Below are 23,003 nucleotides of genomic sequence, written 5' to 3' on the forward strand. Positions count from 1 at the left end.
TCAATTCAAATAGGGGACAAGCATGACGCAGCAAAATGATGATCAAAACGATGGCAGCAATTCAGAAGGCTTGTCCCCCAAACGTTTGAAACGGCGCGCATTCCTGTCGGGCCTTGCTGTGGGTGCAGCCACTGTGGGCGTGGCTGCCACTGGTGCGCATGTGGCCAACACCAAAGCACGTGCATTGATGACACCCAAAGCCCTGCCTGAAGGCGAGGCTGCACAGGTGGCTCTGTCCTTTCAGGATTCCCGGCCCGCCACTGCCAGCAAAGTAAAGGCGAAAGAGGGTGCGCCCAATGTGGTCGTCATTTTGCTGGACGACTGTGGTTTTTCCGACCTGGGGTGCTATGGCAGTGAAATAAAAACACCCTCCATCGATACCTTGGCAAAAACCGGTTTGCAGTACACCAACTTTCGCACCTGCTCCATGTGTTCGCCCACGCGGGCCTCCTTCCTCACAGGCCTGAATCATCATTCCGCGGGCATGGGTTGGTTGGCCGACATTGATGCTGGTTACCCGGGTTATCGAGGTGATTTAACGCACGAGGCGGCCACTTTGGCTGAGGTGTTGCAAGCGGCAGGGTGGTCCACTTTTCTGAGTGGAAAGTGGCATTTGAACAATGCGCACACCACAGGTGCAAACGGGCCTTACGACAATTGGCCCACGCAACGCGGTTTTGACCGGGCTTATTGGTTTCAGGGGCATTCCACCGATTATTTCAAACCCTCGGAATTGTTCGACGGCATCGCGCCGGTTGAACCGCCCGACACGCCTGATTACTTTGTATGTGATGACCTCACCGACCGTGCCATTACCTACATTCGTACCCAGCAGGCACTTGAGCCAGGGCGGCCTTTCTACCTGCATTTGGCTTATCCAGGGCCCCATTCGCCTTTGCAGGCGCGGGCCCGTGAAAGGGATGCCTACCAAGGCCAGTATGACAAAGGCTGGGATGTGATTCGCGCCGAACGACTCGCGCGCCAGAAAGCCTTGGGAGTCATGCCGGATACGGTTGAACTGCCGCCACTTTCGTTTGGTTCGGACAGCTGGGACAAGTTGCCAGAGGCGCACAAAAAAATTACAGCCCGCTACATGGAGGTGTATGCCGGCCTGATGAGCAATATGGACAACAATATTGCGCGTTTGATGAACAGCCTCGAAGAACTGGGTGTTCGTGAAAACACAATTGTGGTGCTGTTCTCTGACAATGGCGGCTCTCCGGAAGGAACACCGACCGGCACGCCGAATGTGTTTGCGCCTGCATTCGGGCGTCCAATCCCTGTGGAGGAAGCTGCGCAGCTGTATGACGTGCTGGGCGAGGAGGGCACCTATCCTCACTACCCAATGGGCTGGGCCAGTGCATCAAATACTCCCTTCAAAATGTACAAGCAGTATGCGCACCTGGGTGGTGTGGCCGACCCCCTGATTGTGAGTTGGCCCAAAGGTATTGCTGCGCAAGGCGAATTGCGCGACAACTTTGTACATGTGGTGGATTTGTTCCCCACCTTGCTGGAGGCCACTGGGGTTGAACGCCCGACCGTGTACAAAGGGCAAGCTCAAAAACCCATTGAAGGCCAAAGTGTATTGCCAACATTCAGCAAACCTGAAAGCCCAACCCGCAGCGAGCAGTATTTTGAGTTGGGTGGCCACCGTGCTTACATGGAGAACAATTGGCGCGCTGTGGCACGCCACACGCGTGGAAAACCTTTCGAAGACGATGTGTGGGAACTGTACGATTTAAGCAAAGACCCCGCTGAGGGCACAGACCTGGCGAACCAGTTTCCAGAGGTCGTAGAACGCCTGAAAAACAAATGGTTACAAGCGGCGCAACAGTACAATGTGTTGCCACTCGATGACCGCAATTTGGTACTTCGTCTGGTGCAAGACAGGCAAGAAAAAGGATTGCGAGCGCGTTGGGATTTTTACCCGCCTGTTGAGCGTTTGGCGCGGGATGTAGCGCCAATCGTGTGTGGCCTGTCGCACACCATTGAGCTTGAATGTGAACGCAGCAATGTTGCGGGCGATGGCGTGCTGCTGGCCCAAGGGGCCAAATATGCAGGTTGGGTGCTTTACATTCAAGATGGCAAGCTGTGTTATGAACAAAGCCTGGTGCCGTACGTGGAACGAATAGAATCCAGTTCGGTTTTGCCTGAGGGCAAGTTGAAAATCAGGTATCAGCAGCGCATGACTGGCCGCCCATTTGATGGCGAGGGCGCTTTGTTTGTCAACGGTCAACAGGTGGCCAAGCATACCTTCAAGCGCGTGCTGTTTTCGACCAGTTACGATGGTTTTACTGTGGGTTCTGATCTGGGCAACCAGGTATCAACCCGCTACAAAGGCCCCAATCCTTTTCAAGGCAAGTTGGGCAAGGTGACAATTGATGTGGACACCAGTAAAGTCAATCCGGTCGAAATGTTGCGCTTCTTAAGCCAAATGGGATTGAATGTCTAGGCACTGCAAAATGCTCTCGGGTGGCGAGTTTCGAATGGGCTCGAATCGCCACTATCCCGAGGAACGCCCCGAGCGCGCAGCTCGGGTGTGTGAATTTGCAATTGATGTTTTTCCTGTGCGCAATTCAGATTTTGCAGAATTTGTGGAGGCCACACGGTACCTCACCCTGGCCGAACGCCGGGGGCATTCCCACGTGTTTCAAATGACCGAGGGCCCTGTGCCTTTGAACAATTCTGACCTGTGGTGGAAAGCGGTGCCGGGTGCGTGTTGGCACGACCCAAGCCCTGGCACTGAATTGCCTGGCGATTTCAACGAGCACCCTGTGGTGCATGTGGCCCTTGACGATGCAAAGGCCTTTGCTGCGTGGGCGGGTGGGCGCTTGCCCACAGAAGCTGAATGGGAGTTTGCGGCGCGCGGCGGTTTGCGCAATGCCCAATTTGCCTGGGGCGATGAATTTGCACCAGATGGCCAGCGCATGGCACAGGTGTGGCAAGGCGCATTTCCATGGTATTACGCCCCCGGTGGTAAACCCGGCACGGTTCGGGTTGGGCAATTCCCTGCCAATGGCCACGGCTTGCACGACATGATAGGCAATGTGTGGGAATGGACCCAATCAGGATTCATCGAGCCCGCCACCTGTTGTTCATGCAGCCCACAGCAAGATTCAAACACTCTGTTTGCCCTGAAAGGCGGCTCGCACCTGTGCGCTGCGGAATATTGCTTGCGTTACCGGCCAGCTGCGCGCATCGGAGTTGCAGGGGCCAGCAGCACCTCTCACATTGGTTTTCGTTGCGTTTACGACGCATCACCCAAGTAAGCTGGGAATCTTTTTCAGGAGCAGGTTCGGCGAATTTGGACAGGTGGATAAAAGATGAGAGCTCTGCTTTTTGGGTCAATAATGTTGGTCAGGAAAGGAAAAATCATGAGTCGCAGACCACGCAGAAACCACTGGCCTGAGTTTAAAGCCGAGGTGGCGCTAGAGGCAGTTCTAGGCGAACAACCACTTGCCGAGCTTGCCCAGAAATACGATGACCACGCCACCTAAATTGCCCAGTGGAAAGCTGAATTGCTGCAAGCTGCTTCCACAGCATTTGGTGCCACTAAACCCGCCGAATCCACAGTCGTTGTGAAAGTTTTGCATGCAAGAATTGGCGAGCTGACATCGGAGAATGATTTTTTAGAAAGTGCGCTCATCAAGGTGGGTTTGCTGAGCTCAAAGCGATGATTGATACAAACTACGAATTTTCGATGAGCGAACAGGCCAAGATTCTTCGCATCGCCCGATCTGAGTGCTGTGCATATCACCTACCTTCCGATGAAACGCGGCTTTCTGTAACTGCTGTGCCTAGTCATCTATTGGTGCAGCAGGAAAGTGCTCAGTTGGAGGCTGTCGAACACCATGCATCTTGATTTCTGTGTCGAAGCGGTTCGAGAAGCGATCACCAAATACTGCAAGCACGAGATCGTCAAACCCGATCAGGGCACTCAATTCACCAGTTTGGAGTTCACTGAAATGCTAAAGGGCCACGATATTCAAATCAGCATGGATGGCAAAGGTTGTTGGCGCGACAACGTGGTGATTGAGCGATTCTGGCGCACAGTGAAATACGAGGAGGTTTACCTTCGGGCCTACGAAACAACCTCGGAGGCAAGAAAATATTTGCACGAGTACAGTGCGTTTTACAATACCGGTCGAGGCCACCAGGCTTTGGAGTACAAAACCTCAGGCGAGGTGTATTTCATCAACAAAGTGCGGCATTGGTCGCTTAACCCGCAGGACTGGATCTTTATTATAAATCCACGAAAACTGTCCGACTAAACAAGACCTGCTCCGTTCTACTTTCAAGCCCGTTTTAATACTTGCATATCAAATTATGGACATTTGGTTGGTCAACCAATATAATTCCAATCATTATCAAATGATGTTCCGATCAAATAGTATAAGCAGCCTAAGGAGTTCAGCATGAAAGCCGTACCTATCCGACCTCGCAAGGTTTCCTTTGACGTTTCGGCAGTGCAGCGTCACTGGAATGGTGGTGATCCAGTGCTAACTAGGTTTTTCGATGCTTTGTCGGTGCATTTTCCCGAGGGCGAGCGCTTTTTTATCCAATCAGTGCGCCACTTTCAGGATCAGGTGAACGAATCTCGTCTTCGAGAGGATATTCGTCACTTTATTCGTCAGGAAGGGCAACATGGCATCATTCACGATCGCTTTAACGATGTAATGGCCGGGCAAGGGATAGATGTCGAGCGGGTCACCACAAATCTGCGGCGTTTTATTCGAACTTCTCAAAAGTACCTTCCGAAAAAATATCAGTTGGCGATGACCGCTGCATTCGAGCATTTCACCGCCACGCTGGGTGAGGCCATGCTACGGGAAGACACTGACATGCTTCGCGAGGCCGATCCGGTTATGCGGGCGATGTTTCTCTGGCATGGTGTGGAGGAGGTTGAACACAAGGCAGTGGCCTATGATCTTTATCAGACCGTAGCTGGAGGTGGATACATGATGCGCGTCTCTGCGCTAGTGACAGCAATGTTGATAATGCATGTGGTGGTGGCGCCTGTCTTTATCAATATGCTGCGTCTGGATGGTGTCTTGACAAAACCCGGCGTGGTAGCGCGTGGACTAAATCGGTTGTACGGGCGTAGAGGAGTTGTCACTTGTATGATGCCAGAATTTCTTGCGTGGTTTCGACCCGGGTTTCATCCTTGGGAAACCGGTATGCCAGAGAAGGTGGCCGCTTGGCTGGAAGAATATGGTGAACATGGTGATCCAATGCGCGCGTCCGCAGCAGTCTACGGTGACCTCGCTGTCAAGGAGGTCGTGTGAATGAGCATGATCAAGCCGTCCTCGGGTACTGCAAAGTCATCCTCAGAGTTTCATAGCCATACACCTGGGCGGCATTGTGGTAGTTCTGCGATTCGGGATTTGCTGGAGTTTCATGGTCTGACTATGACTGAGGCCTGTTGCTTTGGTCTTGGCGCTGGGCTTGGCATTACGTATGTTGAGGTGCCAGGGTCGTCAACGCCATTTATCGTTCATGTTCGCTCCATGGGATTCGAGGAGAAGGTATTCTCGACTTTGGGCGTGCCATTTGCCTGGGATGTTTTCGAGGACAAAACGCGGGCGAGCGACGCCCTCAATGTAGCTTTGCTGAGCGGGCGTCCAGCATTGTTACTCACGGACATCTTTCACCTCCCTTATTTCAACAGTAAAACCCACTTTCCGGGGCATGCTATCGTTGCCTGGCAAATTGATCCGCTGCGTAGTCAGGTTTTCGTCAGTGACACCGAGCGACCTGGTCTAATACCAGTGCCTCTAGAAAAGCTTGCTGACTCCCGCTTCTCCACTTCGGAACCCTTTGTACATTATGGCAACATGTATGCTCCGTTGCGTATTGACGCAGAAGTATCCCCTTTGAGCATTCGACGGGCTATCTTTGACAATGCTTCCAGCCTGATGCGGGGTAATCGCCATAGCGGGCTGGCGGCTCTGAATACTTGGATTGCAGAGTTGGCGCGCTGGGCGGCTGATCCGAACTGGCGTTGGAACCTGAGATTTGCTTATCAGGTGATCGAGAAGAGAGGCACGGGTGGTTCAGGCTTTCGCACTATTTACTCGGAGTTCCTGGAGGAGGCGCAGATTCATTTACCTCAGGTGGAGCGTGGCGGGTTGGTTCGGAAAATGCGTGCTTCGGCAGCAGCGTGGTCAGATTTGGCAGCAGTGCTTAAAGCGGGTTCCGAGGCTTCTGTATTTCCCCATGAGAAAATTGAAGCTGCGATAAATCATGTTCTCATTAATGAGCATTGCTACGTAGAGAGCGCGCTCTCCATTTTTCCAGAATCTTGACCAAGTAATGTGGCCGGCTTTGCTCAATGGCCTGAACAAGAGTAGGTATCTTGGAGGTAACGCTGAATGATTGATCGATATCTTGAAATGGCAAAGAGTTTTTTCGGTGCTTCACACCCACTGTTCAATACACTTGGTGTGGAAGTAGAGGAAATTTGCGGGGGTAAGGCTGTGATGACCATCTGTCACCAGAAGTTTTTGACAGGTCGCAACGGTAGTATGCATCGTGGCGTCATCGTGACTCTGCTTGATACAAATTGTGGTTTGGCAATATTCTCCAAACTCGGTGATATGAGGGCGATTGCTACAATAGATCTGCGAGTCGACTTCATCGCAGAGGCTGTGTCGGGAGACTCAGTAAGCAGTGAGGTGGAGTGCTATGCGATCAAGAATGATATTGCTTATGTTCGTGGCCGAGCAATAAATAATCGAGATGATCGGCTTTTGGCGACGGTGTCTGGGTCATTTGCTGTGGGTACACTTGGTCCAGGCTTTGATTCTTCTATGCAATAAAAGGCGGGCATTAATGGCTGATGTAGGTACAAAGCGTGTCGGTAATGACAGAGAAGACAAAGTTGCATTGTTAAATCCTGCACAAGCAAAACTGCTGGAAGACAATCCATTTGTAGGGTTTTTAGGAATGAAGCTGGTTAATTCGGCTGATGACGTAAGTTATCAGCTTTCATTCCGCGATCAGCATATGGGCAACCCTTTATTGCGTACCTTCCATGGTGGAATCTTGGCCAGTTTTGGTGAGATCAGCGCTGCTTTGCATGTTATAGGGATTCTTGATCTTAATAGCGAGCCTCAGTGCCAAAGTATGACCTTCGACTACTTGCGCCCGGCATTCGCCGGAACCATATGTGCGGTGCCTCAAGTCATCCGATCAGGCAAACGATTCATCATCACATCAGTAGAAATCTATCAAAATCAGACATTGGTGGCGATGGGCCGATTTATTTATACCCGATAGCTCGGCCCTGAAGAGAAAATTCTATCGACCGTGTTGAATTGCTCCCCAATCCGCAGCTTCTGTGTGGTTTGCGGCTGAGTAGTCTGAGGCGGTGATCTTGGGCCTCAGCGTTATCAAAGTGAGTTGGCAATACGCCTGTAATCATCGGGGGGTTGGCCAAACCAGCGCTTGAATGCACGCCTGAAGTTGGCGCTGTCGTGGTAGTTCAGCAGCACGGCAATTTCTTCGATCGATAGAGTAGTTTCACCCAAATAACTAGCCGCTTGATTGGAGAGAATTTCCTCACGAATTTTTCGAAAACTGGATTGCTCTTTCTTCAGCTTCCTCGCAAGGGTGCGTTTGCTCATTAAAAGAGTAGCGGCGGCTTCTTCCTCACTTAGTGTGCCGGGCGGACGGGATAACATCATTTTCTTAAGGCGGTTCTGATAGCTCGATGTCTGCGCTTGAAGTTGCTCTAGCAAGACCTCACAATGCTGCAAAGCAAGTTGATAGCTTTCATGATTGGCTGAAGCATTCGGCTCAAGACACAACGCCATCGGCAATCTGAGTGTTAACTGTTCGCGGCAGAAATCAATTCGTCCGGAAAGATACTCTGCATAGATCGCTTGGTATTCAGGCGCTACATGGGTAAATCCAATCTCTGCCTCTTCCAAAGCACGGCCTAAAATAAATTCACCGAAATTAAGTAGCACAGTGACAATCAACTCTGCCACGCAACGAAGCAGATCGTTGTCCAGTTGTATCTTGAAGGTCACCCTACATTCAAGATTATCCTCAGTCTCATACAAACGCAGTTCGATAACACCAACACGAGTGGGCAGGAAAGTGTGTATGGCCTGAAATGCACTGAGCAGGTTCGGGCTGCTGGAGGCAGCAAAGCCCATCGTGCCATGAGTTGCCGGTGTCAAGCGTCTGCCCAGCCGCAGTCCGAATCCCGGTCGGCCCGACAACGCCAGTGCGTTGCGTAGAATCTGTATCTGCTGAGCCGACGTGATCAGACCGTTATCACTCAACAGCTGAGCGGCCCTAAGACCGGTACCTTGTAGTAATTCCGGCAATTGCCTAGCTGTTAGCCCGAGCTCACGCGCTATAAGCCGTGAGTAATTGGACGGAATATTCTTCACCGAGTCGACACTTGTTTTGGTGTGATGTGTCATTGAGAGGGCTCTTGTAAAATTAAATTGTCTCCAAATGACCTCTATTTTGTCAAGAAATGACCTCCTCTACATGAGGATGCATCAATAATATGATCACTCGTAGAGATAAAGGAGAAAAGCGTTGGGGAAGATTATTTTTGTTGAGCATAACAGCACCGAGCATGTCGCCAAGCTTGATGTGGGCTCTACTTTGATGCAAATTGCCGTCACCAATGCTGTGCCAGGCATTGACGGGGATTGCGGCGGAGAGTGCGCGTGCGGCACCTGCCACATTGTTGTTGACGGTCAATGGTTCAATAGAACCGGTGAGATCGCGGATGTCGAAGAGCAAATGCTATCCATGACACCGGAGCGGACTGACACTTCGCGTCTTGGTTGCCAGGTCAAGGTTACTGAAGAAATGGATGGCATGATTGTTTACTTGCCAGAATTCCAGATGTGAAAAAAGTGGAGCGATTTATGACAACGAAATCAAGCATGAGTGGCACGATTCAGACAAAGGTAATTAATGCTACGGCCAAAATCGTGCCCATGAACTTGCAGATTAGGGCGCTAAAAGTATTGATGAAGGCAAAGAGAAAAACTATTGGGCCTAAAACCCCTATGCTCCATTTTGTCGAATCCCCATTGCCTGACGTTACTACGCTTTCCATTGAGGAGATTGACGCCAGCAATCCGTTTCTTTACCGACAAGGCAAGTGCTCAGCCTATTTCAAGCGGCTGCGCGACGAGGCTCCAGTTCATTACCAGAAAAATAGCCCGTTCGGGCCATACTGGTCGATAACACGCTTCGATGATATTTTATATGTGGATAAGAATCATCAGTTGTTTTCCTCGGAGCCTCAAATCGTTCTGGGAGATCCCCCGGATGGTTTGTCCGTCGAAATGTTTATTGCCATGGATCCGCCTCGGCATGATAAGCAGCGACGGGCAGTTCAAGGCGTCGTGGCGCCTCAAAATCTGAGAGAAATAGAGGGGCTGATTCGTAGCCGTACCGGCGAGGTGCTTGACAGCCTTCCGCTGAATGAGCCTTTCAACTGGGTGCCCAAGGTATCGAAAGAACTAACCGCTAGGATGCTCGCAACCTTACTAGATTTTCCCTACGAAGAACGCCATAAGCTTGTGGGCTGGTCAGATCGATTATCGGGTGCGTCATCGGCAACAGGTGGTGAATCTACCAATGAAGATGTCATGTTTGACGATGCAGCGGATATGGCGTGGTCCTTCTCAACCCTTTGGCGCAACAAAGAAGCTGATCGAGCAGCCGGCGAAAAGGTTGGCTTCGACCTGATTAGCATGATGCAGAGTAACGAGGACACCAAAGACCTGATTAATCGTCCGATGGAGTTTATTGGTAACCTAGCGCTACTCATCGTCGGTGGCAATGACACCACACGAAATTCTATGAGTGGTGGCGTGCTCGCCCTAAATCGGTTTCCCGAAGAATTCGTTAAGCTTAAGGCAAATCCGGGGCTGATTCCTAATATGGTTTCGGAAATCATCCGTTGGCAAACCCCGCTTGCGCATATGCGTCGCGTTGCTACACAGGATGTCGAGCTGCATGGTCAGACCATCAAGAAGGGTGACCGTGTTGTGATGTGGTATGCATCAGGAAATCGTGACGAACGAAAATTTGAAAATCCCGATCAATTCATCATCGACCGTCATGATGCAAGAAATCATATGTCGTTTGGCTATGGCGTTCATCGTTGTATGGGTAATCGCCTTGCTGAACTTCAACTGCGCATTCTTTGGGAGGAGTTGCTGAAGCGTTTCGATGACATCGAAGTCGTTGGCGAGCCGGAGCTTGTTCAATCAAACTTTGTACGCGGCTATTCAAAGCTGATGGTGAAGTTGACGGAGAAGAGTAGATGAGCCATCAGGGCGGGCGAGCGTCAGAGCAGTTTGACTACGTGGTGGTTGGGGCTGGCTCGGCAGGTTGTGCGGTCGCTAACCGGCTGTCCGAGAGTGGTCTTTATTCCGTACTTTTGCTCGAGGCCGGACCAGAGAGTCGTCATAACCCCTTCGTGAATATACCTCTGGGATTCTTGCAACTCATGTTCAGCCGTCGTTACAACTGGCAGTTCAAGACTGAGCCGCAGCGGCATATGTATGGTCGTTCGTTGTTCCAGCCTCGGGGTAAGATGCTTGGTGGGTCGAGCGGCATCAACGCTCAGGTTTACATCCGTGGTCATGCTCAAGATTATGATGAATGGGAGAAACTGGGTTGTCAGGGATGGTCATACCAAGAGGTGCTGCCTTATTTCACGAAGTCGGAGAATTTCGAGCCGCCATTGAATCCGCTTGATGTGCCGTTCCATGGTCGGGGAGGTCCACTCAATGTTGCTGAACGCCGCTATACCAATCCCCTTAGTCTGGTGTTTGTTGAGTCTGCAAAGCAGGCTGGACACCGCCACAACAGCGACTTTAATGGCCATCATCAGGAGGGTGTAGGTTTCTACTACGCCTATCAGAAAAATGGTGCGCGATGCAGCAATGCACGCGCCTATCTTGAGCCGGCGTCAGGACGCCCGAACCTGACTGTACGAAGTGGTTCACATGTCACCCGAGTACTGCTCGAAGGGACACGTGCTGTCGGTGTGGAGTATCGGAGCGGGACGGGCCTAGTACAGATTCGAGCAGCGCGCGAGGTCGTACTCTGCGGTGGCGCGTTCAATTCGCCGCATCTGCTGATGTTATCCGGAATCGGTCCGCGTGAGGAACTTGACAGGCACGGCATTCAGGTGCGTCACGCGTTGGAAGGGGTGGGGCAGAATCTTCAGGACCATATCGACGTGTTTGTTCGTGCCCGGGCACGCACCCGTCTGGGTATTTCGATGCATCCAAGCTACTGGCTCAAGGGATTATGGGCCGTGCTGCAGTATCTGGCTGGTCGGCGCGGGGTGCTGTCCAGCAACGGCGCCGAGGCTGGCGGGTTTATCCGCTCCCGGCCGCAAGAGCCGATTCCCGATCTGCAGCTACACTTCGGGCCCATGCTGTACGCTAATCACGGACGGGACATTAAGACCGCAATGAGTGGTTATGGCTACATAGTCATGATCTATGGGCTTCGGCCTTTGTCACGGGGCCGAGTCGGTCTGCACAGCGCTGATCCCCATGCGGCACCGCTGATCGATCCCGCCTATTTGTCCGACCCCGCGGATGTTGAGCGACTTGTTCGCGGGGTGCGAATGGTGCGCGAGATTCTGGTACAGCCGGCCTTTGCGCCGCACCATGATGTCGAGGTTTCCCCCGGAGAGGCGCTGTTGTCGGACCAAGACCTCGCAGACTGGGTGCGGCGCAGCGCTGAATCGGCATATCACCCGGTCGGTACATGCAAAATGGGCGTCGATTCGCTGGCAGTGGTGGACCCGCGTTTGCGAGTGCATGGCGTGCAGTGTCTGCGGGTGATCGACGCGTCGATCATGCCGACCTTGGTGGGTGGCAATACCAATCAACCGGCGACCATGATCGGCGAGAAGGGCGCCGCGATGATGCTTGAGGATGCCGCGACATCCGGCGCCTGAAAAAACTTTCCCATAAATCAGTCTGAGAGAGGCCATGGCGAATAAATCGCAAGAGGTGACAGTCATCGTTGGGAGTGGGCATGCAGCAGGTGCGCTTTTGGCCGCCTTGCTGCGAGGCAGGTACCAGCATGAGGTGGTGCTGATCGGTGAAGAACCACATCCACCGTACCAGCGACCACCTCTGTCGAAGAATTATCTGGCCGGTGAGGTTGAGCAGGAATCACTGTACCTGAAGCCACGCTCGGTATACGAAAATGCAGGTTATCAATTGCGGCTCGGTGTGCGTGTCGATCAGATCGACCGAGACAGCAAGACGGTCAGATTATCCGATCACAGTAAGATCAAATACGACCGCCTTGTCCTGGCCACTGGCTCACAGGTTCGGCGCCTGACGTCGCCGGGGGCCAAGCTGAAGGGCATTTATTATTTGCATGACATGGCTGACGCGGATGCCCTGCGTGAGGTGCTCGTTCCGGGCAAACGTCTGGTTATAGTCGGCGGCGGTTTCGTCGGCCTTGAGGTCGCCGCCAGCGCAGTCAAGAAGGGTGTCCATGTTACGGTGCTGGAAGCTGCCGGGCGTCTGATGCAGCGGGTTACCGGGCCGGAGATGTCCGCTTTTTTTTATGCCAGACATCGTGATGCCGGGGTGGATGTACGACTGGATACAGGGGTGACCGGGTTCGAAACCGGGGATCACGGGTTTGTTGCCGGGGTCCGGTTGGCCAATGGCGACACGGTGTCGGCGGATATCGTGCTTGTTTCGATTGGCGTCATACCAGATACCGCACTGGCAGAGGCCGCCGGCCTGACCTGCGATGGCGGTATTCTCGTCGATGAGTTTACTCGCACCGATGACCCCGCCATTCTGGCGATCGGAGACTGCACACGCCATCGCAATCTTTTTTTTGAAGACAGACTACGGCTGGAGTCGGTAGCGAATGCTGTTGATCAGGCGCGTACTGCCGCAGCAGTATTGATGGGTGAGGACAAGCCCTACGATAGCGTGCCGTGGTTCTGGTCGAATCAGTATGACATTCGTCTGCAGATGGTCGGCTTGTCACAAGGCCATGATCAGCGTGTCATGCATGGTAGCCCGGCGGATAAGGGATTTGTGGTGTTCTACTTGCGCGACGGCTGCGTCATCGCGGTAGACGCGGTAAATTTGCCAATCGCTTTTATGGTCGGAAAGCAGCTGGTTCAGCGACGTATGATTTTGAATACTGAACTATTGAGCAATCCGGATGCGGATCTAACATTGCTCCTAATAGCTACCTAACGAAATTTTGAACCGCTCTGAGATTTGTGAGACTCCGTTGTTTGACACAATGGTGCCATCATCAGCAAACCCGAATTCAAATTCGCCCCTGAGCTTTGCAGGCGAGCAGTTCGCATGACAAGGGAAGTCTGCAAAGATTGGTTCAATTGCCATCGACTGATGGTGCCTCTGATAGACTTTTCTCCCGACGCAGATTTAAGTACGATCAACGAATCGGTTAGTAGGCGGAATATACCTGCACTTATGCAAATTGGCCTCAACGAAAACCGGGACTGTTCAACATTTCAGTAAATAATATGTTAACTAGTAAGACAACATATGAATGTAAGCCGAATCCCAATCCGAATTGTACAAGTGTTAACGGTTGTTTTCTGTTTCCTACTGTTCGCCTGCACCTCCGATTCCAATGACAGCGAAAACCCCGCTAGCACCGGGGGTGTAACTGCATCAAGTGAGTCGACGAGAACCGTCTTGATGTTGGGCACCCGGTCAAGTCAGTCCAGACCGGTGCAAGTGATTGAGGCAAATGAGGGTCAATGGACTAGTTATGAGCGCGCCGAAGATTTCCCATCAACCGTAACTTTGCCCAAAGGCTTTATTCGCATGCGCGATGGCATTGAACTGGCCTACACAGTCACTTTGCCTGCAAACGAATCTGCTCAACCCATTCCCGCTGAAACGTATCCCGCCATTTTGATACAAACCGCTTACAACAAGGCGGCGGGTGCATTTGTGCCTGCGATCGGGGGAGCTGATCCATTTATGGTGAAGCGAGGTTACGCCACAGTCGTTGTTGATGTGAGAGGTACGGGTAATTCACAGGGCGTTTGGGATGCGTTCGGGGAGAAAGAGCAGGGTGATTATTCCGAGGTTGTAGATTGGGTGATTTCTCAACCGTGGAGCAACCAAACAGTGGGTGTGTACGGAGTCTCTTATTTGGGTATCAGCGCGATTTTAACGGCTGCGAAAAATCACCCTGCGGTTAAAGCTGCGTTTCCAATAGTGCCGATTGGTGATGGTTACCGAGACATTGTGTTCACTGGAGGACAAGTCAACCCGACCTTTATACCGCTATGGATGGGGTTGGTGACCGGGCTTGGCGTGGTGCCGTTTGATGCTTTACAAACGGACCCGGCCCGGGGGATTGAGTTGTTGGTGTCGCACCTATTGAATGGGGTTGTTCAATTTCAGGTGCCAACAATTCTCAAGGCGCTTTTGGGCGAAAATGAAACAGCATTTGATGGTGAGTTTTGGAAAACCCGTTCTCCGCTTGAACAGGCTGACAACATCAAGGTGCCCACTTTCATCGTGGGCGGCCTTCGTGACCTCTTCCAACGAAGCGAGCCCATGTGGTTTGAGCAGTTAAAGGGCCAAACCACAGCCAAACTATTGATAGGGCCTTGGACGCATATTGAATCTGCCGGAATTCCAAGCGATGGGTTGCCTCGTGACGGGGTTCCTACTTTGCAACAAATTCAGTTGATGTGGTTTGATCAGTACTTAAAAGGCATGGATGTAGGCGCGGACAAGTTGCCCAACGTGACACAGTATGTGCTGGGGCATGAAAAATATGTGACAGCCAGTGATTGGCCTCATCCAGGTGTCCAGGCCACCGAGTTTTATCTGCGTGGCGACAAATCGTTGAAGCCAGAACCAGCAGAAGCGATGGAGGCATCCAGTGTGATTCTCCAGGCGCCGCTTTTCGGTCTTTGTTCCTCTTCGACCAGCCAGTGGACAGCAGGGGCTCTTGGTTTACTTCCGATTTCTTGCAACACGGAGGACACCTTCAATCAGATTCCATCGGCCAATTTCAGAACGCCGGTACTTACTGAGGATCTTTATATCAATGGACCGATCGCCGCAGATGTTTGGATTACCACCACAGGCCGGGAGGCTGCATTGTCGGTCCGTCTATCTAGTTATGATCCAGCAACCGGTCGATCAAAATCAATCAGCAATGGATTGCTAACGGCATCACATCGGGCCGTGGATGACACAAAATCCAGGTTTATGAACGGTCTGCGAATTCAGCCGTGGCATCCATTTACTAAAGAGGCCGTGTTGCCAGTACAGCCTGGTGCACCAATGTTGTTGCCAGTAGAGATTTTCTCGACCGCAGCAGTTATACCCAAAGGGCATCAACTTCAGGTGTCGATCAATTCAAGTAATTTGCCGCAAGGTTTGCAACCAGTGCCGCAGTTGCTCGGTGGTTTATTGGGTGCAATCAATATATTGAATAGCGACGAGCATCGTTCAAAGATTGTGTTGCCTGTTGTACCAACAAGTGCATTGAGCCAATGAGCCATCTTTCGTACACTAATTACTGAACTGACAGAGGGAGGTTGGGGATGACTGCAAGGCGTCTAATTGTTGCCTCCCTTTTGTTGGTTTTTCATGCTTTGGCTTTGGGCGAATCAGTTCTATCTGTGTCTATCCCTGCACCCAACGATGCGCAGCTTAATGCCCATGTTTATCCTCCCTCATCAAAAACTTGTAAAGGTGTTGTCGTGGTTTCGCATGGCGCAGGTGGCAATGAGCGAGGGTATTCCTATCTCGGTGAGTTTTTTGCATCAAGCTCTTTTTTAACCGTGATTCCAACCCATCGTCTGAGCGACAAATCGGCATTGACCCGTTTGCGAAAAGACCATGGGCTTGAGGATGGTTTGATTCAATTGACTACCAATTCAAAGGCCTATAAAGAGCGACTCGTCGACATTGGTATTGCCAAATCGTGGGCAGAGAAAAAATGTGATTCGGGGTTTTCGGTACTGTTGGGGCATTCGATGGGAGCAGCCACTGTGATGTTGGAGGCTGGCGCTAAAAACTTGATGGACTTAAGCGGTGAGGATCGATTCGATGCTTATATTGCACTCTCACCTCAAGGAGAGGGTGCAATTTTTAATGCGAAATCATGGAGTCCAATACAAAAGCCTTTGCTATCAATAACAGGGACAAGGGATGATGAATTGAGCGGTAATTCGTGGAAACACAGGACACAGCCTTTCAAGAATATGTCCGCCGGGTGCAAATGGTTGGCTGTCATTGACGATGCAACGCATTTGAATTTTGCAGGACTGGGTTTTTCATATCGGACTGAGAAATACACTATAGAGGTGATTGATGCTTTCCTGGCAGGTATTAACAAGGGGTGTAGAGCCCCGACATCGTTGAAGTCGCTTCAGGGGCTTTATCTCTTCCTGGAAAGTGATTTGTAGTGGTCCCGATCTGACTCGATAATCAATCTCGACGCTCTTCTAACACGGCACCGCTTATCATCGTCCAAACGAAAGTACCGATTTCCTCGAGAGAATAGCGACCACCGTCACGAAACCAGGTAGCCACCCAGTTTAGAGCGCCCAGTCCAATCAATCGCAGCAAGTCTAGATCAACATCCTTGCGAATAACACCTTGGTCGGCCAGTGACTTCAGCATCGCTGCCCACAATGCTTCATAGCTATCGCGTAGGCTGATCATCTCCTTTCGAGCATTGCCACGTAAGGATCGCCACTCGAACAACAGCACATAAACCATATCTGAGCCACTGACCAATAACTGTAAGTGTGCGTTGATACCACGGCGCAGTTGTTCAGCGGGTTCGGATACTCCCGCAACAGCATTGCTGACATCGTTAGATACTTGCTCCAAGCCCAGACGCATGAGATCAACCAGAATGTCCTCCTTGGTTTGGTAGCGATAATGCAGGCTTCCGGGGAGCATGTTACAGGCCTCGGCAATTTCCTTGACCGTGGTACGGTCATAACCCTGTTCGCGAAAAAGGCGCGCCGCGGAGGCCAAAACAAATTGTCTGTCAGCTTGGGCTACCGGTGTAGACTGACGCTTTTTCCTCACAAGCTCCCCCTGATTGTTATTTTTAGCAGTTTGATTTTACCCCAACATACATCAGGAAGCCCCTTGCAACGCCATTCTCTTTACCGTCATCAGTATCAGACGCGCCACTGTGTATTGGAAGTGATTCCAATTTCCCTGAACTGAACCGCCCCGGTTTTTGTAGAGGCCAATTTGCTCAAGTGCAGGTTTGTTTGGCCTGCTGACCGATTTGTTGATAATAATTAATCGTTGCTTCTGCGGTGAATGACTTCGGCTTTATAAAAATCATTGATGGTCTATGCAAGTGCATTGTCATGGCTGTCGCTCTTGCTGCCCACTGATGGTTCAATGCCGGTGCGTGTTCAAAGCCGAGTTCAAAGCCAAGGTGGCGTTGGCAGGCTAGGTGTTTCCAATAACCAGAAGGGGCAGTCTGGAAGGTCTTGCAGATTGACTCAACCCCTAAGGTTTGGTGATGTTCGTCGATGAAGCGCCTCATTTCTTTTTGAGGCGGTCGAATTCCGCCTAGGCGAAAAAGGTACTGGCCAGCAGCAACTCTCACATCCGTTTCATTCCGTTTCATTGCGTTTATCCAGAGAAAAAAAAGGTCGCATAAAGCGACCATTTCAAGTTACTGCCACAATGGTGTTTTTATCAACACCTAAAAACGTTGTGTAAGACCCAGAGAGAAAAACTCTGCATCCAAGTCTGCAATGCCCTTAAATTCGCCACCGGACACTTCTACTGGAGTCACCTTATTGTTATTCCCAACTTGACCCGCATCAATGTCAATAATGCCAAACGCCAGAGAGATGGTTGTATCCCGACTAGGCGTGAAACTAGCCCCCAGGCCATAGAAACGGCGGTCATTATCAGGTAAAATGGGAACTCTTAAGTCGTCACCCACTACACCGTTCTCCATGCCGTAGCCGGCATGCAAGGTCAGACGCTTATATGCTTTGTAATTCAGACCAATCCTGTAAGCATGCGCCACTTTGAAATCTTGCGGTAGGTCCTCAATGACACGGCCATTACTAACCCGTTCATAACGCAAAAATGTTTCGGTATAGTCTTGATAGGTGTAAGTGGCCATTAGGTCCAGCTTTGGGCTGTAATGGTGAAACAATGAAATTCTAAACTCATCCGGGAAAATCACCCTCTGGCGTGCTTGCTGTTGCGGTGCTAGATCGGCGGCGGCTTGTGGGCCATTCACCCCCAGCAAAGGGCCACCAATTGCAATCAAACCACCGTTGAGAAACTCACGGAAAGCTGCAGTGTCAGCGTTTTCGTTAACTGTTAATTCGCCCTGATTGCCGTTGAAGCGGGTTTTGGGGCGGTACGACGCACCAATCCGAGTGCGATCCGTCGGCTCCCACAGCAGGCCGGCTTGCGCATTTAAGGCCCATCCTAAAATTCGCAATTTGGCATCTGTTTCACCAGGAATGGGAGGAGCCTGTCCTAGGGCACTCAAGCTATCCAAAAGAGCAGTAGTGCCTGGGGGGCCTAGTTTACTTACTGCATCGCGGAAATTCAAACGCAGTTTGATGGATTGAAAGTAGCGCTCATAAGAACCATTGGCACCAATGGATAGGGTTGGTGTCAGTTTATAGCCAAAGCCCAGGTTCAAGCGCGTTATCTTCAAATCACTCTCGCGACCAGAACCACGGCCTGGGAAATCTTCGCGATAACGGGTCAACAAACCATGAGAACCCGATGCGCTGAAACCCACCACCAACTTGGGACTGACCGGAATAGCCACGAACAAGCCCGGAATAAACAGGGCTGAGTCATAGCCGTCTTTTCTGGAAAAGAACTCACCGTTTGAGCCTTGGCGTCCATCGTCGGTTGGGGGGCCATCGTTGTCTTGAGTGGAGGTGTAATCGTTGTCGAAGGTGGCAATGCTGGCCACGTTCAACACCTCAATCCGCTTGAATCGGGTCAAAGCGGCAGGGTTAAAGAAAATTACCGACGCATCCGAAGCCTCAGCGGCTTGACCGGCACCCGCCGTGGCAATGCCCATGGTGCTTTGATTGTCGTTGGCAGTACCACCAGCAAAAGCCTGCTGGCTAAGTGAAAAGGCCGTGACTGAAAACGCGACGGCACAGGCTCTCCGAAGGGAGCTTTGCTGCAAAAACACCATTGGTCTGTCTCCTGGCTCCGACGTGCAGGGTCGCAGTGCGCCCGGCTTTTAAGAAAGTCGTGAGTTTTTTGCTGGTTGTTTTTAAAATTTTTAACGGGGTATTTCCGAGAAATAGTACCTCAGGAAACACCCTATGTTTACAACGATTAACATTGATACTGACGGAAATGTAACCCAGATTCAATCAATCGTTCAAATTTTTTTTTATCAAACCAGCGAGAGCCGTTCTTTCCACAACCTCATAGGCGCATCCATATTGGTTTGCATGGGATGAAAGCCTGGTTTGTAAAATTTCAACAAGTCCGGAATCATCTTGCGGAATACGCCTTTGCGGCCGAAATACAGGTCGGTGAATTTCATCCATGATTTAAGGTTGTACAGCTCACCGTCCTGTTTCATGCAACTCAACATGGCGGCCAGCACCACCGGGCCAATGCCAATCGATACGATCGTCATTGCAATTGCGCGTTGTGAGTACGAGCCGCCAATGGCCAAATGCGTATCGAAAGCCACCGCTCTGTGCTCGCTTTCTTCCATGGCATGCCAATAAATCAAATTCTTGATGGTTGGGTCGATAATCATGTTGTGAAATTCTTCACTTTTCATGATGTGTTCAGCGATCACGGCCGTGTAATGCTCAACCGCTGCGGTACCCGCCAGGCGTGCCTTGACGGACAGCAGTTTGTTCAGCTTCCTGCGCGCCCAGCGAGTGCGTGCATCCCAAACATTCACGTTGATGCCCTGGTGTTTCAATTCTGCATTGGCTTGAAGATGCTCTTTGCCATGCATGGCTTCCTGCCCGATAAATGCGCTGATTTCCCGCAATAGGGCTTCATCTTTCACCCATTTTTTTGCATCTCGCACAGAATCTACAAAAAATTGTTCGCCTTCGGGAAAGTAGGCCTGAAAAGCCGTCCAGACGTGGCTGCTGGCAGGGTCATTGTTGACAAAATGGCGATTGATATTCGAAAAATCAAAATCCATTCGACGAACCGGAAAGCTGGAACCTTTCTGGTGAATTGAAACGGGTGTGCGCATGACAGCCTCCACAGACTCATTTACATCATTACCATCAATGACGTTGACAGTAGCTGATGTAATATTACAGATGTGGAATTAAAAGTAAAGCGATGTAATGAAGTAGTTTTCTAGATCACTTCTTCGTCTTTCAAAATTCGCAGTTGCAATTCACGCCACACCCGCGTGCCAGTCTCGTCAAAGCGCAGCACGCTTTCAAAGAATTGTTGCCGTGCAGCAGCATTGATCCACTCGGCGGGTAACAGTGGATCGCGGCGTACTTCATAAATGGCTTGACTACCCACCAGGTAGGCGTCTCGAGCCGCTTTCTCCAGTTTCATGCGGGAATAGCCCTGCATCCAGTCATTCAACTTTTTGGTGTGACTTAAATACAGTTTTTCGAGCTTTCGGATGTCCCATAATTTTTGAATCGAGACGATTTGAGAAGGGGTGGCGGGTTTCATTTCAAAAGCAAGAATGTTTTTCTCGACTCCCTGAGCCAGCAGTTTTTCCTGCAGGCCAGCAAGGCCCAGATTCAGGTTCGCCGGCCGCAAGAAAAGGCCTTGCTCAAACTCCCGAAAGCCCTGCAGTGCAAGTGCCTTCTCGCGAAGTTGCAACTGTTTGCGATTGCTGCGACCAAGATGGGCTGTAAATACCGCGTAAAAATTTCCATTCCAGTCGCAGGTCGCTGTAAGCCTGTTACTCCACCCTTGAATGTCTTGACCCGTGAAGGCCGCCTGCCTACCCAGGGTGTAAACGCCCCGGCCTGCCGATTTCAATTGCCCTTCAGCAACCAAGCGGGCCATTGCCACCCTTGCACTGTTTTCGGAGACGCCAAACATGCTGCAAGCCAGCACAATGTGAGCGGCCTTCACTTGGCGACCCTTGCCAGCCAACATCAGGCCGAGAATTAATTGTTTTGGGGAAGCGTTTGTTTTCACGGGAGTTTTTAATAAATTGGAGGTAATAGTCTAACTTGTTGCAGGGCGGGGTGGTGGGGTCACCCTGCTGCCTGCTGCAAATTCGATATATTGAAGAAAATAACAAAAACAGCGTAAATTGCATTGCGCTGTAACATTCGGAGACCCTGCAACCATGAACCCGATTCAGTTTGTGGCCGAGAAAGCTGTTCGTGCAACGCTGCGCAGCACTTTCAAAGCGCCCGGTAAACTTCCAATTCCGCTCAGTTGGCTGGCGGCTACCATGAACGCTGGGGCACCACTGTTCAAGGTTCGACCCGATGCCAGGGTCGAGTATCTTGAATTGGGCACCTGCATGTGTGCGCTCGTTCGCCCAGCTGATTCGCACACCGACCAGGTGTTATTGCACATGCATGGCGGAGCGTTTTTTGCCGGTTCGCTTGAAACGCATTTACCCCTGGCCAGTGAACTTGCTGTGCGTTGCAATGCCCGGGTGTTCCTGGTTGATTACCGGTTGGCACCGCAGGATCCTTATCCGGCGGCGCTTGAAGATGGCATGGCTGCCTATCAGGCCTTACTGGATCTCGATGTCAATCCAAAAAACATCACTTTGGTTGGAGACTCTGCTGGCGCAGCTCACATCTTGTCCATGGCCATTTATGCGCGCAACGAAGGTCTTCCCCTGCCTGCAGGTTTGGTGATGATTTCTCCTTTTGTCGACATGACATTGACAGCCGCCTCCATTCAAGCCAAGGCCAAGGCCGATCCCATGTTGAGTGTGGTGCCATTACAGCGCGGGGTCACTGCTTATTGCGGCGACGTGCTGCCTGCGGACCCCAAAGTGTCGCCTGTATTTGCTGACCTTGAGGATTTGCCACCCTTGTTCATTCAGGTGGGCAGTGATGAAATTTTGCTGGACGATGCCTTGTTGCTCGAACAACGCGCCAAGGCTGCAGGTGTGCAAGTAAGCTGCACAGTGCACGAGGGTATGTGGCACAACTTTCAAATGTTCAATGCCTTTGTTGAAAAAGCCGACAAGGCCTTGTGGGCAATCGCCGATTTTGTACGAAGAGGGGAACAGGAATGAAGCAATGGGCATTGGTAACAGGCGCATCGTCTGGCATTGGTTTGCATTTGGCAGAGTGTTTTGCGAAGGATGGAGTTTCCCTGGTGCTCAGCGCACGCAATGAAGCCAAGCTCACTGAGCTGGCCGCTGACTACATGGGCAAATACAAAGTGGACGTCATTGTGATTGGATCGGACCTGTCCAAGCCCAACGCGGCCAGCGAGCTTGTAGCCAAAGTCAAGGCGCACAGCATTGAGCTCAGTTATCTGGTTAACAACGCAGGCGTGGGCACTTACGGTTTGTTCAAGGACACGCCAGTCGAGGACACCACCAGTATGCTGCGCCTGAATATGGAAGCACTCACTGTGCTTTGCAGTGGCTTTATGCCCGATTTGCTGAAGACACGAGGAAAGATCCTCAATGTGGCTTCTACGGCAGCATTTCAACCCGGCCCGTACATGGCGGCCTACTATGCGACCAAGGCCTATGTGCTCAGCTTTAGTGAAGCGCTTGCCGAGGAGCTGGTCGACAGTGGCGTTGCTGTGTGTACCTTGTGCCCCGGCCCCACTGCATCGGGATTTCAGGCCGAAGCGAACATGCAGAAATCCGCCTTGGTGCAAGGCAAGCGCATGCCAAGCTCAGAAGATGTTGCCGTCAAAGGTTACGCCGCAATGAAGCGAAACCAGCGTGTTTACATTCACGGTGCACTGAACTGGACCATGGCACAAAGCATCCGCTTCACGCCACGTAGCTGGGCGACCAAAGTGGTTAAATTAATCTCCAAGCCTGTGGCTTGA

At 51.4% G+C, this 23,003-nt stretch carries 20 protein-coding genes, 1 pseudogene and 1 other annotated feature; of the genes and pseudogenes, 15 read left to right on the plus strand and 6 right to left on the minus strand.

The window, feature by feature from the left end:
* Positions 1-22 precede the first annotated feature (22 nt).
* From B4C79_RS14400 to B4C79_RS14430, 7 genes and pseudogenes are all read left to right on the plus strand, one after another.
* Positions 23-2,452, plus strand: a complete 2,430-nt coding sequence (locus tag B4C79_RS14400) for an arylsulfatase (RefSeq protein ID WP_105029260.1) — start codon at positions 23-25, stop codon at positions 2,450-2,452.
* On the plus strand, positions 2,445-3,269 hold the full coding sequence (locus tag B4C79_RS14405; RefSeq protein ID WP_291751927.1) for a formylglycine-generating enzyme family protein: 825 nt from the start codon (positions 2,445-2,447) through the stop codon (positions 3,267-3,269). The genes B4C79_RS14400 and B4C79_RS14405 overlap by 8 nt, the downstream gene beginning before the upstream one ends.
* 105 nt (positions 3,270-3,374) lie before the next feature.
* Positions 3,375-4,271 (plus strand): annotated as a pseudogene (locus B4C79_RS14410) (DDE-type integrase/transposase/recombinase).
* Positions 4,272-4,415: 144 nt separating this feature from the next.
* On the plus strand, positions 4,416-5,285 hold the full coding sequence (locus B4C79_RS14415; RefSeq protein WP_105029258.1) for a metal-dependent hydrolase: 870 nt from the start codon (positions 4,416-4,418) through the stop codon (positions 5,283-5,285).
* Positions 5,286-6,305, plus strand: coding sequence for a BtrH N-terminal domain-containing protein (locus tag B4C79_RS14420; RefSeq protein ID WP_205882398.1), 1,020 nt, complete (start codon positions 5,286-5,288; stop codon positions 6,303-6,305).
* A gap of 66 nt (positions 6,306-6,371) precedes the next feature.
* Positions 6,372-6,818, plus strand: coding sequence for a PaaI family thioesterase (locus B4C79_RS14425; protein ID WP_205882397.1), 447 nt, complete (start codon positions 6,372-6,374; stop codon positions 6,816-6,818).
* Positions 6,819-6,831: 13 nt separating this feature from the next.
* The gene (locus B4C79_RS14430) at positions 6,832-7,278 is read left to right on the plus strand and encodes a PaaI family thioesterase (protein WP_105029256.1); all 447 of its coding nucleotides are present in this window, start codon (positions 6,832-6,834) and stop codon (positions 7,276-7,278) included.
* Positions 7,279-7,391: 113 nt separating this feature from the next.
* Here the strand turns inward: B4C79_RS14430 and B4C79_RS14435 are convergent, their stop codons facing one another.
* On the minus strand, positions 7,392-8,435 hold the full coding sequence (locus tag B4C79_RS14435) for an AraC family transcriptional regulator (RefSeq protein ID WP_105029255.1): 1,044 nt from the start codon (positions 8,433-8,435) through the stop codon (positions 7,392-7,394).
* 121 nt (positions 8,436-8,556) lie between these two features.
* Between B4C79_RS14435 and B4C79_RS14440 the strand changes: the two genes are divergently transcribed.
* The 6 genes from B4C79_RS14440 (at position 8,557) to B4C79_RS14465 (ending at position 16,453) form a co-directional block, all read left to right on the plus strand.
* A complete protein-coding gene (locus tag B4C79_RS14440; RefSeq protein ID WP_105029254.1) occupies positions 8,557-8,877 on the plus strand; it encodes a 2Fe-2S iron-sulfur cluster-binding protein in 321 nt (106 codons plus the stop codon).
* Between the two features lie 35 nt (positions 8,878-8,912).
* Positions 8,913-10,310: a cytochrome P450 gene (locus B4C79_RS14445; RefSeq protein WP_422655547.1), complete on the plus strand. Its 1,398-nt coding sequence runs from the start codon at positions 8,913-8,915 to the stop codon at positions 10,308-10,310.
* On the plus strand, positions 10,307-11,962 hold the full coding sequence (locus B4C79_RS14450; protein WP_105029253.1) for a GMC family oxidoreductase: 1,656 nt from the start codon (positions 10,307-10,309) through the stop codon (positions 11,960-11,962). The genes B4C79_RS14445 and B4C79_RS14450 overlap by 4 nt, the downstream gene beginning before the upstream one ends.
* Before the next feature lie 34 nt (positions 11,963-11,996).
* Positions 11,997-13,238 carry an NAD(P)/FAD-dependent oxidoreductase gene (locus B4C79_RS14455; RefSeq protein WP_105029252.1) on the plus strand — a complete coding sequence of 414 codons (1,242 nt, stop codon included), beginning with the start codon at positions 11,997-11,999 and terminating at the stop codon, positions 13,236-13,238.
* A 318-nt stretch (positions 13,239-13,556) separates the two neighbouring features.
* Entirely contained in the window at positions 13,557-15,539 is a 1,983-nt protein-coding gene (locus B4C79_RS14460) for a CocE/NonD family hydrolase (RefSeq protein ID WP_105029251.1), read from the plus strand.
* A gap of 47 nt (positions 15,540-15,586) precedes the next feature.
* Positions 15,587-16,453: an alpha/beta hydrolase family protein gene (locus tag B4C79_RS14465; RefSeq protein ID WP_105029250.1), complete on the plus strand. Its 867-nt coding sequence runs from the start codon at positions 15,587-15,589 to the stop codon at positions 16,451-16,453.
* Positions 16,454-16,475: 22 nt separating this feature from the next.
* On the opposite strand, the gene B4C79_RS14470 is transcribed toward B4C79_RS14465, so the two are convergent.
* From B4C79_RS14470 to B4C79_RS14490, 5 genes are all read right to left on the minus strand, one after another.
* Complete coding sequence (locus tag B4C79_RS14470; RefSeq protein ID WP_105029249.1) at positions 16,476-17,087, minus strand: TetR/AcrR family transcriptional regulator; 612 nt, start codon at positions 17,085-17,087, stop codon at positions 16,476-16,478.
* Between the two features lie 175 nt (positions 17,088-17,262).
* Entirely contained in the window at positions 17,263-17,646 is a 384-nt protein-coding gene (locus B4C79_RS14475) for a hypothetical protein (protein WP_146106709.1), read from the minus strand.
* Positions 17,488-17,604, minus strand: a sequence feature (AL1L pseudoknot). It overlaps the preceding gene by 117 nt.
* Before the next feature lie 78 nt (positions 17,647-17,724).
* Positions 17,725-19,203 carry an OmpP1/FadL family transporter gene (locus B4C79_RS14480; protein WP_171099320.1) on the minus strand — a complete coding sequence of 493 codons (1,479 nt, stop codon included), beginning with the start codon at positions 19,201-19,203 and terminating at the stop codon, positions 17,725-17,727.
* 207 nt (positions 19,204-19,410) lie between these two features.
* Positions 19,411-20,241 (minus strand): metal-dependent hydrolase, encoded by an 831-nt coding sequence (locus tag B4C79_RS14485; RefSeq protein WP_291740569.1) that lies wholly within the window; start codon positions 20,239-20,241, stop codon positions 19,411-19,413.
* Between the two features lie 110 nt (positions 20,242-20,351).
* Positions 20,352-21,161 (minus strand): PaaX family transcriptional regulator C-terminal domain-containing protein, encoded by an 810-nt coding sequence (locus B4C79_RS14490; protein ID WP_291740571.1) that lies wholly within the window; start codon positions 21,159-21,161, stop codon positions 20,352-20,354.
* Between the two features lie 154 nt (positions 21,162-21,315).
* Here B4C79_RS14490 and B4C79_RS14495 point away from each other — a divergent pair, with 154 nt between their 5' ends.
* Together B4C79_RS14495 and B4C79_RS14500 are read left to right on the plus strand one after the other, a co-directional pair.
* The gene (locus B4C79_RS14495) at positions 21,316-22,227 is read left to right on the plus strand and encodes an alpha/beta hydrolase (protein WP_291740573.1); all 912 of its coding nucleotides are present in this window, start codon (positions 21,316-21,318) and stop codon (positions 22,225-22,227) included.
* Positions 22,224-23,003 (plus strand): SDR family NAD(P)-dependent oxidoreductase, encoded by a 780-nt coding sequence (locus B4C79_RS14500; RefSeq protein ID WP_291740576.1) that lies wholly within the window; start codon positions 22,224-22,226, stop codon positions 23,001-23,003. Before B4C79_RS14495 ends, B4C79_RS14500 begins: the two co-directional genes overlap by 4 nt.

Origin of the sequence: Limnobacter sp. UBA7229 (assembly GCF_002473065.1) — a bacterium.
Lineage (GTDB): Bacteria > Pseudomonadota > Gammaproteobacteria > Burkholderiales > Burkholderiaceae_B > Limnobacter > Limnobacter profundi.

What these genes read in the sequence shown, in the direction of transcription:
- B4C79_RS14465 (WP_105029250.1), top strand. Translation starts at nt 15,587, where the DNA reads ATGACTGCAAGGCGTCTAATTGTTGCCTCCCTTTTGTTGGTTTTTCAT.
- B4C79_RS14435 (WP_105029255.1), bottom strand. Translation starts at nt 8,435, where the DNA reads ATGACACATCACACCAAAACAAGTGTCGACTCGGTGAAGAATATTCCG.
- B4C79_RS14495 (WP_291740573.1), top strand. Translation starts at nt 21,316, where the DNA reads ATGAACCCGATTCAGTTTGTGGCCGAGAAAGCTGTTCGTGCAACGCTG.
- B4C79_RS14420 (WP_205882398.1), top strand. Translation starts at nt 5,286, where the DNA reads ATGAGCATGATCAAGCCGTCCTCGGGTACTGCAAAGTCATCCTCAGAG.
- B4C79_RS14460 (WP_105029251.1), top strand. Translation starts at nt 13,557, where the DNA reads ATGAATGTAAGCCGAATCCCAATCCGAATTGTACAAGTGTTAACGGTT.
- B4C79_RS14430 (WP_105029256.1), top strand. Translation starts at nt 6,832, where the DNA reads ATGGCTGATGTAGGTACAAAGCGTGTCGGTAATGACAGAGAAGACAAA.
- B4C79_RS14475 (WP_146106709.1), bottom strand. Translation starts at nt 17,646, where the DNA reads ATGAAACGGAATGAAACGGATGTGAGAGTTGCTGCTGGCCAGTACCTT.
- B4C79_RS14500 (WP_291740576.1), top strand. Translation starts at nt 22,224, where the DNA reads ATGAAGCAATGGGCATTGGTAACAGGCGCATCGTCTGGCATTGGTTTG.
- B4C79_RS14450 (WP_105029253.1), top strand. Translation starts at nt 10,307, where the DNA reads ATGAGCCATCAGGGCGGGCGAGCGTCAGAGCAGTTTGACTACGTGGTG.
- B4C79_RS14445 (WP_422655547.1), top strand. Translation starts at nt 8,913, where the DNA reads ATGAGTGGCACGATTCAGACAAAGGTAATTAATGCTACGGCCAAAATC.
- B4C79_RS14400 (WP_105029260.1), top strand. Translation starts at nt 23, where the DNA reads ATGACGCAGCAAAATGATGATCAAAACGATGGCAGCAATTCAGAAGGC.
- B4C79_RS14480 (WP_171099320.1), bottom strand. Translation starts at nt 19,203, where the DNA reads ATGGTGTTTTTGCAGCAAAGCTCCCTTCGGAGAGCCTGTGCCGTCGCG.
- B4C79_RS14415 (WP_105029258.1), top strand. Translation starts at nt 4,416, where the DNA reads ATGAAAGCCGTACCTATCCGACCTCGCAAGGTTTCCTTTGACGTTTCG.
- B4C79_RS14425 (WP_205882397.1), top strand. Translation starts at nt 6,372, where the DNA reads ATGATTGATCGATATCTTGAAATGGCAAAGAGTTTTTTCGGTGCTTCA.
- B4C79_RS14485 (WP_291740569.1), bottom strand. Translation starts at nt 20,241, where the DNA reads ATGCGCACACCCGTTTCAATTCACCAGAAAGGTTCCAGCTTTCCGGTT.
- B4C79_RS14455 (WP_105029252.1), top strand. Translation starts at nt 11,997, where the DNA reads ATGGCGAATAAATCGCAAGAGGTGACAGTCATCGTTGGGAGTGGGCAT.
- B4C79_RS14405 (WP_291751927.1), top strand. Translation starts at nt 2,445, where the DNA reads ATGTCTAGGCACTGCAAAATGCTCTCGGGTGGCGAGTTTCGAATGGGC.